Below are 15,749 nucleotides of genomic sequence, written 5' to 3' on the forward strand. Positions count from 1 at the left end.
AAGAAGCCGCCGTGCGGGCTCCGAGGAGCCCGCCCGGCGGCTTCTTCGTGTGCGGCGTCCCGCGCCGGTCACCGCCTCACGGGGAGGACGGCGGGTACAGCTGCGGGGGCAGCTTCGCGGCGGCCGTACGGTCCAGCAGCCACAGCGTGCGGGCCCGCCCGTGCGCACCGGCCGCGGGCGCCTGGATCTCACCGGGCCCGGACAGGGCGATGGCCACGGCGCCCGCCTTGTCCTCGCCCGCCGCCAGCAGCCAGACCTCGCGGGCGGCGCGGATGGCGGGCAGGGTGAGCGAGATCCGGGTCGGCGGCGGCTTGGGGGAGCCGTGCACGCCCACGACGGTGCGCTCGGTCTCGCGGACCCCCGGGTGCCCGGGGAACAGCGAGGCCACATGGGTGTCCGGCCCCACGCCGAGCATCAGCACGTCGAAGGAGGGCACCGGACCGTGGTCCTCGGGACCGGCGGCCTCCGCCAGTTCCTGCGCGTAGGCCTCGGCGGCGGCGTCCGCGTCGTTGCCGAGCGGCCCGTCCGAGGACGGCATGGCGTGCACCCGCGCCGGGTCGACCGGAACGGCGTCGAGCAGCGCCTCGCGGGCCTGGGTCTCGTTGCGCTCCGGGTCGCCCGAGGGCAGGAACCGCTCGTCGCCCCACCACAGGTCCAGCCGCGCCCAGTCCACCGCGTCCCGGGCCGGCGAGGCGGCCAGGGCGGCGAGCAGGGCGTTGCCGTTGCGTCCGCCGGTCAGCACCACCGAGGCGGAGCCGCGGGCGGCCTGGGCGTCCACGATCTTCGTGATCAGCCGGGCCGCGGCGGCCTGCGCCATCAGTTCCTTGTCCCGGTGGACGACCACCTGCGGTGCGGTCATTGTGCGGCCGCCTTCTTGCCGGAGCCGCCGTCCTGGCCCGCTCCCGCGGCCGCGGCGGCGGGCTCGGCCGTCTCCTCGGCGCGTGAGAGCTGGTCCACGCCGAACTTGACGGCCGCCGCGTACGCCTCGTCGGGGTCGAGCCGGCGCAGCTCCTCCGCGATCAGGTCGGAGGTCAGCCGCCGCTGCAGCGCCACGTGCCGGTCCGGCTGGCCGGGGATGGCCAGTTCGGCCAGCGAGCCGGTCGGCCGGTCCAGGCAGATCTCGCCGTCCGCGGTCGCCAGCCGTACGGCGGTGATGCCGGGGCCGTCGGAGACCTTCCGCCGTACGGGCACACCGAGGCGCCGGGCGAGCCACAGCCCGAGCAGCTCCGTGCTCGGGTTGTACGCCTCGCCCTCGACGACGGCGCCCTTGACCGCGGCCTGCTTCTGGTCCAGGGCCGCGGCCAGCACGCTGCGCCACGGGGTGATCCGGGTCCAGGCGAGGTCGGTGTCGCCGGGGGTGTACGACGCGGCGCGCACCCCCAGGGCGGCGACCGGGTCCTCGGTGGCCGCCGCGTCGGTGATCCGGCGCGCCGCGAGCCGGCCCAGCAGGTCCTCGGCGGGGTTGGCGGGCGCGTCCTCGGGCCACCACACGACGACGGGCGCGTCGGGCAGCAGCAGCGGGAGCACGACGCTCTCGGCGTGGTCGGCGAGTTCGCCGTGCAGGCGGAGCAGGACGATCTCGCCGGTGCCGGACTCGCCGCCGACGCGCACCTCGGCGTCGAGGCGTGCGTTGCGCCGGTCGCGGGGGGAGCGTCCGGGGCGCTTGATGACGACCAGGATGCGCGAGGGGTGCTCGCGGGAGGCGTCGGAGGCGGCCTTGAGGGCGTCGTAGTGGTTGCCCTCGTCGGTGACGATGACGAGGGTGAGCACCATGCCGACCGCGGGGCTGCCGATGGCCCTGCGGGCCTTGATCAGCGCCGAGTTGATCTTGCTCGAGGTGGTCTCGGTCAGGTCGATGTTCATGGCCGGCGCCAGCTCCTGCCGTCTCGTGCGAGCATCTCGTCCGCCGCCTTGGGACCCCAGGTGCCCGCGGTGTACTGCTCGGGCTTGCCGTGCCGGTCCCAGTACTCCTCGATCGGGTCCAGGATCCGCCAGGACTCCTCGACCTCCTGGTGCCGGGGGAAGAGGTTGGCGTCGCCGAGCAGGACGTCCAGGATCAGCCGCTCGTAGGCCTCCGGGCTGGACTCGGTGAAGGACTCGCCGTAGGCGAAGTCCATCGTCACGTCCCGGATCTCCATCGAGGTGCCCGGCACCTTGGAACCGAACCTGATGGTGATGCCCTCGTCCGGCTGGACCCGGATGACCAGGGCGTTCTGCCCCAGCTCCTCGGTCGCGGTGTTGTCGAACGGGGAGTGCGGGGCGCGCTGGAAGACGACCGCGATCTCGGTGACGCGGCGGCCCAGGCGCTTGCCGGCGCGCAGGTAGAACGGGACGCCCGCCCAGCGGCGGTTGTCGATGGCCAGCTTGATCGCGGCGTAGGTGTCGGTCTTGGACCCGGAGTCGATGCCCTCCTCCTCCAGGTAGCCGAGCACTTCCTCGCCGCCCTGCCAGCCGTGCGCGTACTGGCCGCGCACCGTGTGCCCGCCGAGGTCGGCCGGCAGCTTGACCGCCTGCAGCACCTTCAGCTTCTCCTGCACCAGCGACTTGGCCTCGAAGGAGGCGGGCTCCTCCATGGCGGTCAGCGCGAGCAGCTGCAGCAGGTGGTTCTGGATGACGTCGCGTGCGGCGCCGATCCCGTCGTAGTAGCCCGCGCGGCCGCCGATGCCGATGTCCTCGGCCATCGTGATCTGCACGTGGTCGACGTAGGAGCGGTTCCACAGCGGCTCGAACATCGTGTTGGCGAAGCGCAGCGCCAGGATGTTCTGGACCGTCTCCTTGCCCAGGTAGTGGTCGATCCGGAAGACGTCCTGGGAGCGGAAGACCTGGTGGACGACCTGGTTGAGCTCCTGGGCGCTGGCCAGGTCGTGGCCGAAGGGCTTCTCGATGACGGCGCGCCGCCACGAGCCCTCGGCCGGGTCGGACAGCCCGTGCTTCTTCAGCTGCTGGACCACCGACGGGAAGAACTTGGGCGGCACCGAGAGGTAGAAGGCGAAGTTGCCGCCCGTGCCGCGGGCCTTGTCGAGTTCGTCGACCGTCGCGCGCAGCTTCTCGAAGGCCTGGTCGTCACCGAAGTCGCCGGGGACGAACCGCATCCCCTCGGAGAGCTGCTGCCAGACCTCCTCGCGGAAGGGTGTGCGCGCATGTTCCTTGACGGAGTCGTGGACGACCTGCGCGAAGTCCTCGTCCGCCCAGTCGCGGCGGGCGAAGCCGACCAGCGAGAAGCCCGGCGGCAGCAGCCCGCGGTTGGCCAGGTCGTACACGGCGGGCATCAGCTTTTTGCGTGACAGATCACCCGTGACGCCGAAGATCACCAGGCCCGACGGCCCCGCGATGCGCGGGAGCCGTCGGTCCGATGCGTCACGCAGCGGGTTGGCGCTGCTCAACGTGCTTACGCCTCCTTCGGCGCCAGGCGCTTGAGCTCGGCCTCGGTCGAGCCCAGCAGCTCGTTCCAGGACGCCGCGAACTTCTCCACGCCCTCGTCCTCCAGCAGCTGGACGACGTCGTCGTACGAGATGCCGAGCGCGCCGATCGCGTCCAGCTCGGCCCGGGCCTGCTCGTACGTGCCGCGGATGGTGTCGCCGGTGACCTCGCCGTGGTCGGCCACCGCGTCCAGCGTGGCCTCGGGCATGGTGTTGACGATGCCCGGGGCGACCAGCTCGGTCACGTACAGGGTGTCCGGGTAGGCCGGGTCCTTCACGCCGGTGGAGGCCCACAGCGGGCGCTGCTTGTGCGCGCCCTCGTGCTCCAGCGCCCGCCAGCGGTCGGAGGAGAAGACCTCCTCGTACGCCTGGTAGGCCAGCCGGGCGTTCGCGACGGCGGCCTTGCCCTTGAGGGCCTTGGCCTCGTCGCTGCCCAGCTTCTCCAGGCGCTTGTCGATCTCGGTGTCCACGCGCGACACGAAGAAGGAGGCCACCGAGCGGATCAGGGAGATGTCCAGGCCCGCGGCCCGGGCCTTCTCCAGGCCCGCCAGGTAGGCGTCCATGACCTCGCGGTAGCGCTCCAGCGAGAAGATCAGCGTGACGTTGACGCTGATGCCCCGGCCGATCACCTCGGTGATGGCCGGCAGGCCCGCCTTGGTGGCCGGGATCTTGATCAGGGTGTTGGGCCGGTCCACCAGCCAGGCCAGCTGCTTGGCCTCGGCGATGGTGGCGACGGTGTTGTGGGCCAGACGCGGGTCCACCTCGATGGACACCCGGCCGTCCTGGCCGCCACTGGCGTCGTACAGCGGGCGCAGCACGTCGGCGGCGTCGCGCACGTCCGCGGTGGTGATCATCCGCAGCGCCTCGTCCACCGTCAGCCTCCGGGCGGCGAGGTCGGCGAGCTGCTGCTCGTAGCCGTCACCGCCGGCGATGGCCTTCTGGAAGATCGACGGGTTGGTGGTGACACCGACCACGTGGCTCTGGTCCATGAGCTCGGCCAGGTTGCCGGAGGTGATCCGCTTGCGGGACAGGTCGTCGAGCCAGATCGCCACGCCCTCGTCGGAGAGGCGCTTGAGTGCGTCTGTCATGGGTTCTGCATCTCCTCGGTACGTCGTATGCGTCTGTGCGTCAGCGAGCGGCGGCGGCGAGCGAGTCGCGCGCGGCGGCGGCCACGGCCTCTGCGGTCAGACCGAACTCGCGGTAGAGGACCTTGTAATCGGCGCTTGCCCCGAAGTGCTCCAGGGACACAATCCGGCCCGCGTCGCCGACGAAGCGGTGCCAGGTCAGCCCGATGCCGGCCTCGACGGCGACCCTCGCCCGCACGTTCGGCGGGATGACGCTGTCGCGGTACGCCTGGTCCTGCTCCTCGAACCACTCCACGGACGGCATGGAGACCACGCGCGCCGGGATGCCGTCGGCCTGCAGCGCCTCGCGGGCCTCGACGGCCAGCTGCACCTCGGAACCGGTGGCGATCAGGATGACCTGCGGCTGGCCGCCCTCGGCGTCGAACAGCACGTAGCCGCCCTTGGCCGCGTTCTCGTCGGCCGGGTAGGTGGGCACGTTCTGCCGGGTCAGCGCCACGCCGTGCGGCGCGGGCTTGGCGGTGTGGCGGCGCATGATCTCCGCCCAGGCGATCGCCGTCTCGTTGGCGTCGGCCGGCCGGACCACGTTCAGGCCGGGGATGGCGCGCAGCGCCGCCAGGTGCTCGATCGGCTGGTGGGTCGGGCCGTCCTCGCCCAGGCCGATGGAGTCGTGCGTCCAGACGTAGGAGACCGGCAGCTTCATCAGCGCGGCCAGGCGCACGGCCGGGCGCATGTAGTCGGAGAACACCAGGAAGGTGCCGCCGTAGACGCGGGTGTTGCCGTGCAGCGCGATGCCGTTCATCGTCGAGCCCATGGCGTGCTCGCGGATGCCGAAGTGCACGGTGCGGCCGTACGGGCTCGCCTCCGGCAGCGGGTTGTCCGCCGGGAGGAACGAGGACGAGGCGTCGATGGTGGTGAGGTTCGAGCCGGCCAGGTCGGCGGAGCCGCCCCACAGCTCGGGGATCACGCCGCCCAGCGCCTTCAGCACCTCACCGGAGGCCTTGCGCGTGGCGACGTCCTTGCCCGCGGGGAACTCCGGGACCACGTCCTCCCAGCCGGCCGGGAGCTCGCCGGCGTGGATGCGGTCGAAGGTCCGGGCCCGCTCGGGGTTGGCGGAGCGCCACTCCTCGAACCGCTTGGTCCACTCCGCGTGGGCCTCGCGGCCGCGGTCGGCGACCTTGCGCGCGTGCGCCAGCACCTCGGTGGCGACCTCGAAGCTCTGCTCCGGGTCGAAGCCCAGCACCTTCTTGGTGGCCGCGACCTCGGCGTCGCCCAGCGCCGAGCCGTGGGCGGCCTCGGTGTTCTGGGCGTTCGGGGCGGGCCAGGCGATGATCGTGCGGGCCGCGATGATCGACGGGCGGTCGGTGACGGCGCGGGCCTTGTCGAAGGCGGCGTACAGGGCCCGGACGTCGAAGTCGCCCGACGGCTCCTGCTCGATGCGCTGCACGTGCCAGCCGTAGGCCTCGTAGCGCTTGAGCACGTCCTCGGAGAAGGCGGTCGCGGTGTCGCCCTCGATCGAGATGTGGTTGTCGTCGTACAGCGCGATCAGGTTGCCCAGCTTCTGGTGGCCGGCCAGCGAGGACGCCTCGGCGGAGATGCCCTCCTCCAGGTCGCCGTCGGAGACGATCGCCCAGACGGTGTGGTCGAAGACCGACTCGCCCGGCGCCGCGTCGGGGTCGAACAGACCGCGCTCGTAGCGGGCGGCCATCGCCATGCCCACCGCGTTGGCGATGCCCTGGCCCAGCGGGCCGGTGGTGGTCTCCACACCCGTCGTGTGACCGTGCTCGGGGTGGCCCGGGGTGCGCGAGCCCCAGGTGCGGAAGGCCTTGAGGTCCTCCAGCTCCAGCCCGTAACCCGAAAGGAAGAGCTGCGTGTACAGCGTCAGGGACGTGTGACCCGGCGAGAGGACGAAGCGGTCGCGACCGGTCCACCCGGCGTCCGAGGGGTCGTGCCGCATCAGCTTCTGGAACAGCAGGTAGGCCGCGGGGGCGAGGCTCATCGCCGTCCCCGGATGGCCGTTGCCGACCTTCTGCACGGCATCCATCGCCAGAACCCGGGCGGTGTCAACCGCGCGCCCGTCCAGCTCGCTCCACTCCAGCTCGGAGGTGGTCGGCTCGGTGCTCACCTGAGAGGGCTCCTCTCCACATGTATTACGCCGGTGACGAAGTGCACACCGGGCGTTGCCGAGCCTACCCCTGCACGTACGTGCACCTATTCGAGTGCGGGCTCGACGCGTGCGGCAACCGATCCCCGGGCAGCGGCATTCCCTCCCCGGCACCGGTGGTGTCACCAGCGTGCCCCGGTCAGCGTTTCTTCGCCTGTTGAACGCAGAACACCTTCAGGTTGCACCTCTCTTGCGCTATGGAGGCCAACACGTGGCACCCCCGAGCGCGGGCGGGGTATCCGCTACGTCTAAAGTGGCGTGGTACGCGCAAGCGGAGCCGCTTGCTGGACTTTTCGTCAGGGGTGTTCGTGACGGCCGTCGAATCCCGGCCCGCCGGAGCCATCGGGTCGAGCCACCGCCACCGGCCGTTCGGTGCCCGTGTGATGGCGTTCGTGGCGCTGACCAAGCCGCGCATCATCGAGCTGCTGCTCATCACGACGGTTCCGGTGATGTTCCTGGCGGCGGGCGGCGTCCCCGACCTCTGGCTGGTCGCGGTGACGATGATCGGCGGCTACATGTCGGCCGGCGGCGCGAACGCCCTCAACATGTACATCGACCGCGACATCGACGCGCTGATGCACCGCACTGAGCAGCGCCCGCTGGTCACCGGCATGGTCGCGCCGTGGGAGTGTCTGGTCTTCGGCATCACGCTTTCGGTGGTTTCCACCGCGTGGTTCTGGGTGCTCGTCAACCCGCTGTCGGCGGCGCTGTCCCTGGCCGCCATCCTCTACTACGTCTTCGTCTACACCCTCGGCCTCAAGCGCCGCACCGCCCAGAACATCGTGTGGGGCGGCATCGCCGGCTGCATGCAGGTGCTCATCGGCTGGTCGGCGGTGCGCAACGAGGTGGCGTGGGCGCCGTTCGTCCTCTTCCTCGTCCTCTTCTTCTGGACGCCGCCGCACTACTGGCCGCTGTCGATGAAGGTGAAGGACGACTACGCGCGCGTGGGCGTGCCCATGCTCCCGGTCGTCGCGGGCAACGTCGTGGTGGGCCGGCAGATCGTCATCTACAGCTGGGTGATGGTGCTCGTCTCGCTCACCCTGTGGTGGCCGCTCGGCGCGGCGGGCTGGTTCTACGCGGCCGCCGCCGTGCTGCTGGGCGCCTTCTGGCTGGTCGAGGCGCACGCCCTGTACGCACGGGCGAAGGCCGGTGTGGTCGGAGCCAAGCTCAAGGAGATGCGGCTCTTCCACTGGTCCATCACCTACGCGACGCTGCTGTTCGTCGCCGTCGCCGTGGACCCCTTCCTGCGCTGATTACCCGCGGGTAGCATTCTGTCCATGGCAGAGACCCAGGAAGCAGTCACCCAGGCCGCGGACCGCCGGGCCGCGGCCCGCGCGGAGCGCCGCGCCGCCCGCCTGGCGAAGCAGATCACCGCGTTCGCCAAGAGCCACGGCGGCGGCGCCGAGGGCCAGATCGCGTACATCGGCGAGGCCGGCACCCGCATCGTGCTCGTCGGCGAGAACGGCGAGTGGGGCGACCTGGTGGCCCCCACCTACGACATCGCCCGCAGCGCCGTCGAACGCTCCGGCATCATCGTGTACGAGTCCTTCGACGGCGAACTCGCGGCCAAGGTGCGCACCGGCCGCTACGAGTGGTCGCGGATGGCCGGGATCCAGATCGGCGGCCCCGCCAACACCTGACGCCGGGCCCGCCTGTGAGGACCATGGGAGGAGTGGTCCGGTTGACGGGTGGGAACGAGGAGGCGTCGGTGGACACCGAGGAACGCGACGAGCGGCGGCTGACGGCCCGCCGGGAAGCGGCGCGGCTGTCCGCGGAGGGCGTGCGCGCCGTCGCCGTCAGCTGGGTCGACAACGCGGGCGTCAGCAGGGCCAAGACGGTGCCGACCGCCCGGCTGCCGCAGGCCGCGCACCGCGGGGTGGGCATGTCGCCGGTCTTCGACGTCTTCACCTCCGACGACTCCATCACCTCCTCCCCGCTCATCGGCGGCCCCGACGGCGACCTGCGGCTCTTCCCCGACCTGGACCGCCTGACCGTGCTGGCCGCCCGGCCCGGCTGGGCCTGGGCGCCGGCCGACCGCTACGGCCAGGACGGCCGTCCGCACCCCGGCTGCCAGCGGCTGTTCGCCCGGCGCATGACGGAGCGCGCCGCGGGCCGCGGCCTGGAGCTGCGGATGGGCTTCGAGACCGAGTGGGTCGTGGTCAAGGACGACGGCAGCGGCGACTGGGCCTCCCGCGGACCGGCCTACGGGATGACCCGGGTGACCGAACTCTCGGACTACCTGCTCGACCTCCACGACGCCCTCGCCGCCCAGCGCGTCGAGGTCCTCCAGGTGCACCCCGAGTACGCGCCCGGCCAGTTCGAGGTCTCCACCGCGCCCGCCGAACCGGTCCGCGCCGCCGACGAGGTCGTCCTCGTCCGCGAGACCGTACGGGCGGTCAGCGCCGCCCACGGCCTGCGCGCCTCCTTCGCCCCGGCCGTCGTCGCCGGACAGGTCGGCAACGGCTGCCACCTGCACCTGAGCCTGAGCGAGCACGGACACAACCTGCACCGCGACCCCACCGCCCCGTACGGCCTGGCACCCACCGCGAACACCTTCCTGGCCGGCGTGCTCGACGCCCTGCCCGCCCTGTGCGCCATCGGCGCCCCCTCCCCGGCCTCCTACCTGCGGCTCGTCCCCTCCCGCTGGGCCGGGGCGCACCGCTGCTGGGGCGTGGAGAACCGGGAGGCGGCGCTGCGCCTGGTGCCGGGCGAGGCCGACGACCCCGACGGCGGCCACGCCGAGCTCAAGCCCTTCGACGCCGCCGCCAACCCCTACCTGCTGGTCGGCTCCGTCATCGCTGCGGGCCTGGCCGGCCTGCGCGACGGCGGGGGGACGCTGCCCCCTCCGGTCAGCGGCGACCCGGCCGGGCGCGGCGAGCAGAAGCGGCTGCCGACCTCGCTCGGCGAGGCCCTCTCGCACCTGGTGCGCAGCACCGCGCTGAAGGAGGCCCTGGGCGAGGCGCTGTTCGGCGCGGTGGTCGCGGTGCGGCGCGCCGAGTCCGAGGCCCTGGCCGAGTACGGTCCCGCCGAGCTCGCGGAGGCCACCCGGTGGCGCTGGTGATCGAGCTTCCGCCGCTGGTCGACCACCACTGCCACGGCGTCGTCCGCGGAGAGCTCGGCATCGCGGCCTTCGAGACGTATCTCACCGAGTCCGACACGCCCGCCGCGCCCGGCACCACCTTCTTCGACACCCAGACGGGCTTCGCCGTCCGCCGCTGGTGCCCGCCGCTGCTCGGTCTGGAGCCGCACTGCCCGCCCGCGGGCTACCTCGCGCGGCGCCGCGAGCTCGGGACGTACGAGAGCACGCGCCGGCTGCTGCGGGGCAGCGGCATCGGCACGTACGTCGTCGACACCGGACTGCCCGGGGACCTCACGACGCCCGCGGAACTCGCCGCGGCCAGCGGGGGAGCGCAGCGGGAGATCGTCCGGCTGGAGCGGCTCGCCGAGGACGTCGCCGGGGCCTGCGACTCGGTCGGGGAACTCGTCGAGGGCATCGCCGCGGCCGTCCACGACGCCGCGCGCACCGCCGCCGGCTTCAAGTCGATCGCCGCCTACCGCCACGGCCTGGGCCTCGCCCCGGAGCCGCCCGCCCCCGGCGAGGTCCGGCACGCGGCGGGGGCGTGGCTGGAGGCGCGCCGCGCCGGCCGCGACCGGCTCGGCGACCCCGTCCTGCTGCGGCACCTGCTGTGGACGGCCGTCACGACCGGGCTGCCGCTGCAACTGCACACCGGCTTCGGCGACCCGGACCTGCGGCTCGACCACGCCGACCCGGCGCTGCTCACCGACTTCGCCCGGGCGACCGCGGGGACCGGGACCGATCTGGTGCTGCTGCACTGCTACCCGTACCACCGTCAGGCCGCCTACCTGGCGAACGTCTTCCCGCACGTGTACGCGGACGTCGGCCTCGCCCTCACCCATGTGGGGGCGCGGGCGGGGGCGGTCCTGGCGGAGTTCCTGGAGCTGGCGCCGTTCGGGAAGCTGCTGTTCTCGACGGACGCCTACGGACTGCCCGAGCTGTACGTCACCGGCGCCGAGGCCTTCCGCGGCGCGGTGCGCGAGGTGCTGGGCGGCTGGGTCGCGGACGGTGCCTGGTCGGCGGCGGACGCCGGGCGCGTCGCGGCCATGGTGGCGGCGGACAACGCGCGACGGGTGTACGGGCTCCCCTGAGCGGGGGTGGGGGCGGTGGGGTGACGTCGTCTTTCCCGCCGTCTCGCGCCCTGCGGGCGCAAAGATGCCGGCTGCGGGTGGGAGGGTGGGGCCCGGCCTTGTCGGCAGTGTGCGGGTGGGTGGGGGGAGGCGGGTTCAGGCGCCGGAGCGGGGTGCCTTTCCGGTGGCCTGGGTCTCGTTGCCGTCCGCGGGTATAGATGGCCGCTTCCACGCCTACTGCCGGTGGTGGGCGCGCCCGCCGTTACCTGCGTCTGCGGGTGATTCGAGGTGCTGTCGGGGGTCGGTGGGAGATCGCCGGCGGAACAGAGCCCGATCTTTGCGCGGACGGAGATCGGGCCTGCTTTCAGCGTCATAGACGTCGAAACAGAGCCCGATGTCGGATCGGGGAAGCACCCGCAGACGCGGGTTACGGCGGGCGCGCCCCCCCACGAAGGGTGGGCGTGGTCACCGGCCATCTGCACCGGCGGACGGCAACGAGACCTCCGCCACTGGAAAGGCACCCCGCTCCGGCGCCTGAACCCCGGCCGCCCACCGACCCGCAGACTGCCGACCCACCCCGGACCGCCACCCTCCCACCCGCAGCCCGCCGCTGTGCGCCCGAAGGGCGCGAGACGGCGAGACAGCCGAACCACCGGCGCGGCCCCCACCGCCCCGGCCCCACTTCCCCGACGCCACCGGGCAGGCCGCTACGCAGCCGGCGCAGGCTCCGGGGCCGAGGACGAGGACGGGACGGGCACCGCGAGCTGTTCCTCGCCGGGCTCCGCCTCCGGCCGCTCGCGCATCGACAGCAGCACCCGCAGCACCGCGATCCACACCAGCGTCGAGCCGAGCATGTGGAGGGCCACCAGGACCTCGGGCAGCTTCGTGAAGTACTGGACGTAGCCGATGACGCCCTGCGCCAGCAGCACGACCAGCAGGTCGCGCACCCGGGCCCGCGGCCCCGCGGGCGCGTCGACGGCGCGCAGCACGAACCACAGCGCGATCGTCAGCCCGCACACCACCCACGCCAGGTCGGCGTGGAGCTGGGAGATGGTCTCCCACTTCACCGGCACGCGCGGCACGTCGCTGCTGTCGCCGGCGTGCGGCCCGGCTCCGGTCACGAGCGTGCCGACCGCGATCAGCGCCCCGGAGGCGGCGACCAGCACCCACGCCAGTTGCCTGACCGGCTTGCCGACCAGGGGGCGCGCACCCGCGTCGCCCTCGCCGGTCCGCTGCCACATCAGCAGCGCGACGGCGATCAGCGCGCTGGAGAGCAGGAAGTGCGCGGCGACGGTGTACGGGTTGAGGCCGGTCAGGACGGTGAAACCGCCGAGCACGGCGTTGCCCATGACGACCCAGAACTGGGCCCAGCCGAGCCGGGTGAGCCCGCGCCGCCACGGCTTCACGGCCCGCGCGGCGATGATCGCCCAGCCCACGGCCGCGCACAGCACGTACGTCAGCATGCGGTTGGCGAACTCGATGACCCCGTGCACGCCCATCGCCCGGGTCGCGGTCAGGCTGTCGTCGGTGCACTTGGGCCAGGTCGGGCAGCCGAGGCCCGAACCGGTCAGCCGGACGGCACCGCCGGTCACCACGATGACGACGCTCATCACGAGCGCGGCCAGCGCGGCCCGCCGGACCGTCTCCGGGGACGGGGTCCAGCGCTGGGCGATGAAGGCCAGGGGGTTTCGCGACGCTTGGCCTGCTTGGCTGAGATTCGGCACGGCCACCATCGTAGGCGCCTCCTTGTGCAATCCTTCACGAGGGGGACACCCGGGGGAGGGGATGGGGGCCATGTCCGAGGTCGACCGGCGGAAACTGTTGTACGGCGGCGCCGCGGCGGCGCTCACGGGGATCGGCGCGGCCGCGTACTCCGCCGCCGACACACCTGCCGCCGAGGCCGTGCGGCAGCCCAGGAGCGCCACGCACCCCGGCGTGGTCGACGTCGTGGCCGACTTCGGCGCCAAGGGCGACGGCACCACCGACGACAGCAAGGCCTTCGCCGACGCCTACCGCTACGCGGAGTCACGGCTCGACGACCACACCGGCCGCACGGTGATCGACGTCCCGCCCGGCAGGTACCTGATCACCGAGCCCGGCGCGCTGCTCGACGGCGACGACCCGTCCAACGCGGCCAACGGGCTGCGCTTCCGCGGGGCGGGCCTGCGCATCAGCGAGATCGTCTTCGCGCCCCGCGAGCCCGCCGGCGCCTTCCTCTGCCGCAACGACGACATGTGGCAGAACCTCGCCTTCGAGGGCCTGCGCTTCACCTCCGGCACCCCCGGCGCCTCCTTCTTCTCCTCCTACTCCACCGGCGGCGCGGCGAACTACCGCTTCACCGACTGCGAGTGGATGGGGGAGTGGGAGTACGGCCTCGCCCTCGACGGCACCAACACCAACTCCGAGATGCGCTGGGAGGCCTGCCGGGTGGGCGGCGCCTACCGCAGGGCCTTCCTCTACTCCGGTCTGTCCAAGCGCTCGGAGAACCCCGAGCAGCAGGACCAGTTCCTCAACTACTGGTTCACCGACATGAACGTCACCTACGAGTGGGGCAACTTCCTGGAGTTCCCCTACGGCGGCTCCGTCACCTGCCGCGCCGGGAGCTACATCGTCACCGGGCGCCGCCCCGCGCCCCACCCCGACTACGGCTACGAGAGCGCGTTCTTCCGCTTCCCCCGCAAGCAGCACTTCAGTTCGGTGCAGCGCTTCCACGCCGAGGACATACGTTTCGAGCTGCGCAACGCCGACACCGTCGTGATCGACTGCGAATGGGGCGGCGGCGCCGTCCACTTCAACGACTGCGACGACACGGCCAACGCGTTCAAGTCCTTCGCCCCGCAACTGCGGGCCCACCGCTACACGCTGGGCCCGCGCGGCCCGCTCGTGCGCTACGACTCCTGCCAGCTCACCGGGGCCCACCGCTACCGCACCGACGGTTCCGCCGAACTGCCCACGACCGTGCGTTACGACATGTGCCTGCTGGCCAGCCACGCCCCGGAGAGCGGCTTCCTGGCGCTCGACGAGGGCCAGGGAACCGGCTTCGCCCGCTTCGTGGACTGCGTCATTCCCACCTGAACCAGCGGGCCGCCGCGCCGAGGCCCAGCACCGCCCACACGGCGAGGACGCCGAGGTCGCCCCACGGCATGCCCGCGCCGTGCTGCAGGACGTCCCGCAGGCCGTCCGACAGGGCGGAGATCGGCAGCAGCTCCAGCACCGAGCGCACCCCGCCCGGGAACCTGTCGAGCGGCACGATCACCCCGCCGCTTACGAGCAGCAGCAGGAAGACCAGGTTCGCGGCGGCGAGCGTGGCCTCGGCGCGCAGTGTGCCGGCCATGAGCAGGCCGAGGCCGGAGAAGGCCGCCGTGCCCAGGGCGAGCAGCAGGACCACCGCGAAAGGGTTGCCGTGCGGCGACCAGCCCAGGGCGAACGCGATCACGGTCAGCAGCACGACCTGCAGGACCTCGGTGACCAGCACGGAGCCGGTCTTGGCGGTCATCAGGGCCCAGCGCGGCAGCGGGGACGCGCCGAGCCGCTTCAGCACGCCGTAGCGCCGCTCGAAGCCGGTGGCGATGGCCTGGCCGGTGAAGGCGGTGGACATCACGGCCAGGGCGAGGATGCCGGGGGCGAGGAAGTCCACGGCCTTGCCGGCGCCGGTGTCGACGATGTCGACGGCGCTGAACAGGACCAGCAGCAGCGTGGGGATCACGACGGTCAGCAGCAGCTGCTCGCCGTTGCGCAGCAGCATCCGGGTCTCCAGCGCGGTCTGGGCGCCGATCATCCGGTGCAGCGGTGCCGCCCCGGGGGCCGGGGTGAAGGTGCCGGTGGCGGTCACGAACGCAGCTCCTTGCCGGTGAGCTCCAGAAAGACGTCCTCCAGGGTGCGCCGTTCGACCGCGAGGCGGTCCGGCATCACGCCGTGCTGGGCGCACCAGGAGGTGACGGTGGCCAGCATCTGCGGATCGACCTTGCCCTCGATCCGGTAGCTGCCCGGCGTGAGCTCCACCGCGGCGGAGTCGGCGGGCAGCGCCTTGAGCAGCGAGGCCAGGTCCAGGCCCGGGCGGCCGGAGAAGCGCAGGGTGTTCTCCGCGCCGCCGCGGCACAGTTCCTCGGGGGTGCCGCTCGCTATCACGCGGCCCTTGTCGATGATCGCGACGTCGTCCGCGAGCTGTTCGGCCTCGTCCATGAAGTGCGTGGTCAGGACGACGGTGACGCCGTCGGCGCGCAGCTCGCGGACCAGGTCCCAGGTGCCGCGGCGGGCCTGCGGGTCCAGTCCGGCCGTCGGCTCGTCCAGGAACACCAGCTCCGGGCGGCCCACGACGGCCATGGCGAGCGCGAGCCGCTGCTGCTGGCCGCCGGAGAGCCGCCGGTACGGGGTGCGGCCGCAGGACTCGAGGCCGAGCCGCTCGATCAGCAGGGCCGGGTCGAGGGGGTCGGCGTGCAGTTTGGCGGTGTGGCGCAGCATCTCCTCGGCGCGGGCGCCGGCGTACACCCCGCCGGACTGCAGCATCACGCCGATCCGGGGCCGCAGGGCGGCCGTATCCCGTACGGGGTCGAGTCCCAGCACCCGCACCTGGCCGCCGTCGGGACGGCGGTAGCCCTCGCAGGTCTCGACGGTGGTGGTCTTCCCGGCTCCGTTGGGTCCGAGCACGGCGGCGACGGTGCCCCGGGCGACGGTCAGGTCGAGCCCGTCCACCGCGGTCTTGGCGCCGTAACGCTTGACCAGTCCCGTCACCTCGACCGCGGGGTCCATTCGCATGACGGGAAGTCTACGAACCCGCGAGGGCCGCCCCGCCGGGAGGGCGGCGCGTGGTGCCGTCGTCGCCGGTCGCGGGGGGTGCGCGGCGGCCGGGTCCGGGCGGCGGAGAAGATCGTTTCCGCAGGTCAGGTTAGGTTTCCCTAAGTGACGCAGCAGACATTCGCCTGGAGGACCGCCGCTTGC

At 72.7% G+C, this 15,749-nt stretch carries 13 protein-coding genes; 5 read left to right on the forward strand and 8 right to left on the reverse strand.

The genetic code is table 11. From position 1 onward, the window contains the following. Nucleotides 1–76 precede the first annotated feature (76 nt). Genes pgl through tkt form a run of 5 tightly spaced genes read right to left on the reverse strand, consistent with a single transcriptional unit; the run spans nt 77 to nt 6,626 of the window. Complete coding sequence (pgl, locus tag ACFZAU_RS16920; RefSeq protein ID WP_499606133.1) at nt 77–859, reverse strand: 6-phosphogluconolactonase; 783 nt, start codon at nt 857–859, stop codon at nt 77–79. Then, on the reverse strand, nt 856–1,863 hold the full coding sequence (opcA, locus tag ACFZAU_RS16925) for a glucose-6-phosphate dehydrogenase assembly protein OpcA (RefSeq protein ID WP_499606134.1): 1,008 nt from the start codon (nt 1,861–1,863) through the stop codon (nt 856–858). Before opcA ends, pgl begins: the two co-directional genes overlap by 4 nt. Next, nucleotides 1,860–3,383 carry a glucose-6-phosphate dehydrogenase gene (zwf, locus tag ACFZAU_RS16930; RefSeq protein ID WP_500552774.1) on the reverse strand — a complete coding sequence of 508 codons (1,524 nt, stop codon included), beginning with the start codon at nt 3,381–3,383 and terminating at the stop codon, nt 1,860–1,862. The genes opcA and zwf overlap by 4 nt, the downstream gene beginning before the upstream one ends. A gap of 5 nt (nt 3,384–3,388) precedes the next feature. After that, entirely contained in the window at nt 3,389–4,507 is a 1,119-nt protein-coding gene (gene tal, locus ACFZAU_RS16935; protein WP_500552775.1) for a transaldolase, read from the reverse strand. Nucleotides 4,508–4,547: 40 nt separating this feature from the next. After that, nucleotides 4,548–6,626 (reverse strand): transketolase, encoded by a 2,079-nt coding sequence (gene tkt / locus ACFZAU_RS16940; RefSeq protein ID WP_500552776.1) that lies wholly within the window; start codon nt 6,624–6,626, stop codon nt 4,548–4,550. Between the two features lie 341 nt (nt 6,627–6,967). On the opposite strand from tkt, the gene ACFZAU_RS16945 reads away from it, so the two are divergent. From ACFZAU_RS16945 to ACFZAU_RS16960, 4 genes are all read left to right on the forward strand, one after another. Then, nucleotides 6,968–7,918, forward strand: a complete 951-nt coding sequence (locus tag ACFZAU_RS16945; RefSeq protein WP_499606271.1) for a heme o synthase — start codon at nt 6,968–6,970, stop codon at nt 7,916–7,918. Nucleotides 7,919–7,942: 24 nt separating this feature from the next. After that, nucleotides 7,943–8,305, forward strand: coding sequence for a hypothetical protein (locus ACFZAU_RS16950; RefSeq protein ID WP_500552777.1), 363 nt, complete (start codon nt 7,943–7,945; stop codon nt 8,303–8,305). 68 nt (nt 8,306–8,373) lie between these two features. After that, nucleotides 8,374–9,726: a glutamine synthetase family protein gene (locus ACFZAU_RS16955; protein WP_500552834.1), complete on the forward strand. Its 1,353-nt coding sequence runs from the start codon at nt 8,374–8,376 to the stop codon at nt 9,724–9,726. Beyond that, on the forward strand, nt 9,723–10,832 hold the full coding sequence (locus ACFZAU_RS16960) for an amidohydrolase family protein (protein WP_500552835.1): 1,110 nt from the start codon (nt 9,723–9,725) through the stop codon (nt 10,830–10,832). The genes ACFZAU_RS16955 and ACFZAU_RS16960 overlap by 4 nt, the downstream gene beginning before the upstream one ends. Nucleotides 10,833–11,518: 686 nt before the next feature. On the opposite strand, the gene ACFZAU_RS16965 is transcribed toward ACFZAU_RS16960, so the two are convergent. After that, a complete protein-coding gene (locus tag ACFZAU_RS16965) occupies nt 11,519–12,544 on the reverse strand; it encodes a COX15/CtaA family protein (protein ID WP_500463585.1) in 1,026 nt (341 codons plus the stop codon). A 61-nt stretch (nt 12,545–12,605) separates the two neighbouring features. Between ACFZAU_RS16965 and ACFZAU_RS16970 the strand changes: the two genes are divergently transcribed. After that, complete coding sequence (locus ACFZAU_RS16970; protein WP_500552778.1) at nt 12,606–13,886, forward strand: glycosyl hydrolase family 28-related protein; 1,281 nt, start codon at nt 12,606–12,608, stop codon at nt 13,884–13,886. Here the strand turns inward: ACFZAU_RS16970 and ACFZAU_RS16975 are convergent. After that, nucleotides 13,873–14,589 carry an ABC transporter permease gene (locus ACFZAU_RS16975; protein WP_500552836.1) on the reverse strand — a complete coding sequence of 239 codons (717 nt, stop codon included), beginning with the start codon at nt 14,587–14,589 and terminating at the stop codon, nt 13,873–13,875. The genes ACFZAU_RS16970 and ACFZAU_RS16975 overlap by 14 nt on opposite strands. A 50-nt stretch (nt 14,590–14,639) precedes the next feature. Beyond that, entirely contained in the window at nt 14,640–15,566 is a 927-nt protein-coding gene (locus ACFZAU_RS16980; RefSeq protein ID WP_499606142.1) for an ABC transporter ATP-binding protein, read from the reverse strand. Between the last annotated feature and the right edge of the window lie 183 nt (nt 15,567–15,749).

The organism is Streptomyces sp. NPDC008238, assembly GCF_042956445.1.
Classification (GTDB): Bacteria; Actinomycetota; Actinomycetes; order Streptomycetales; family Streptomycetaceae; genus Actinacidiphila.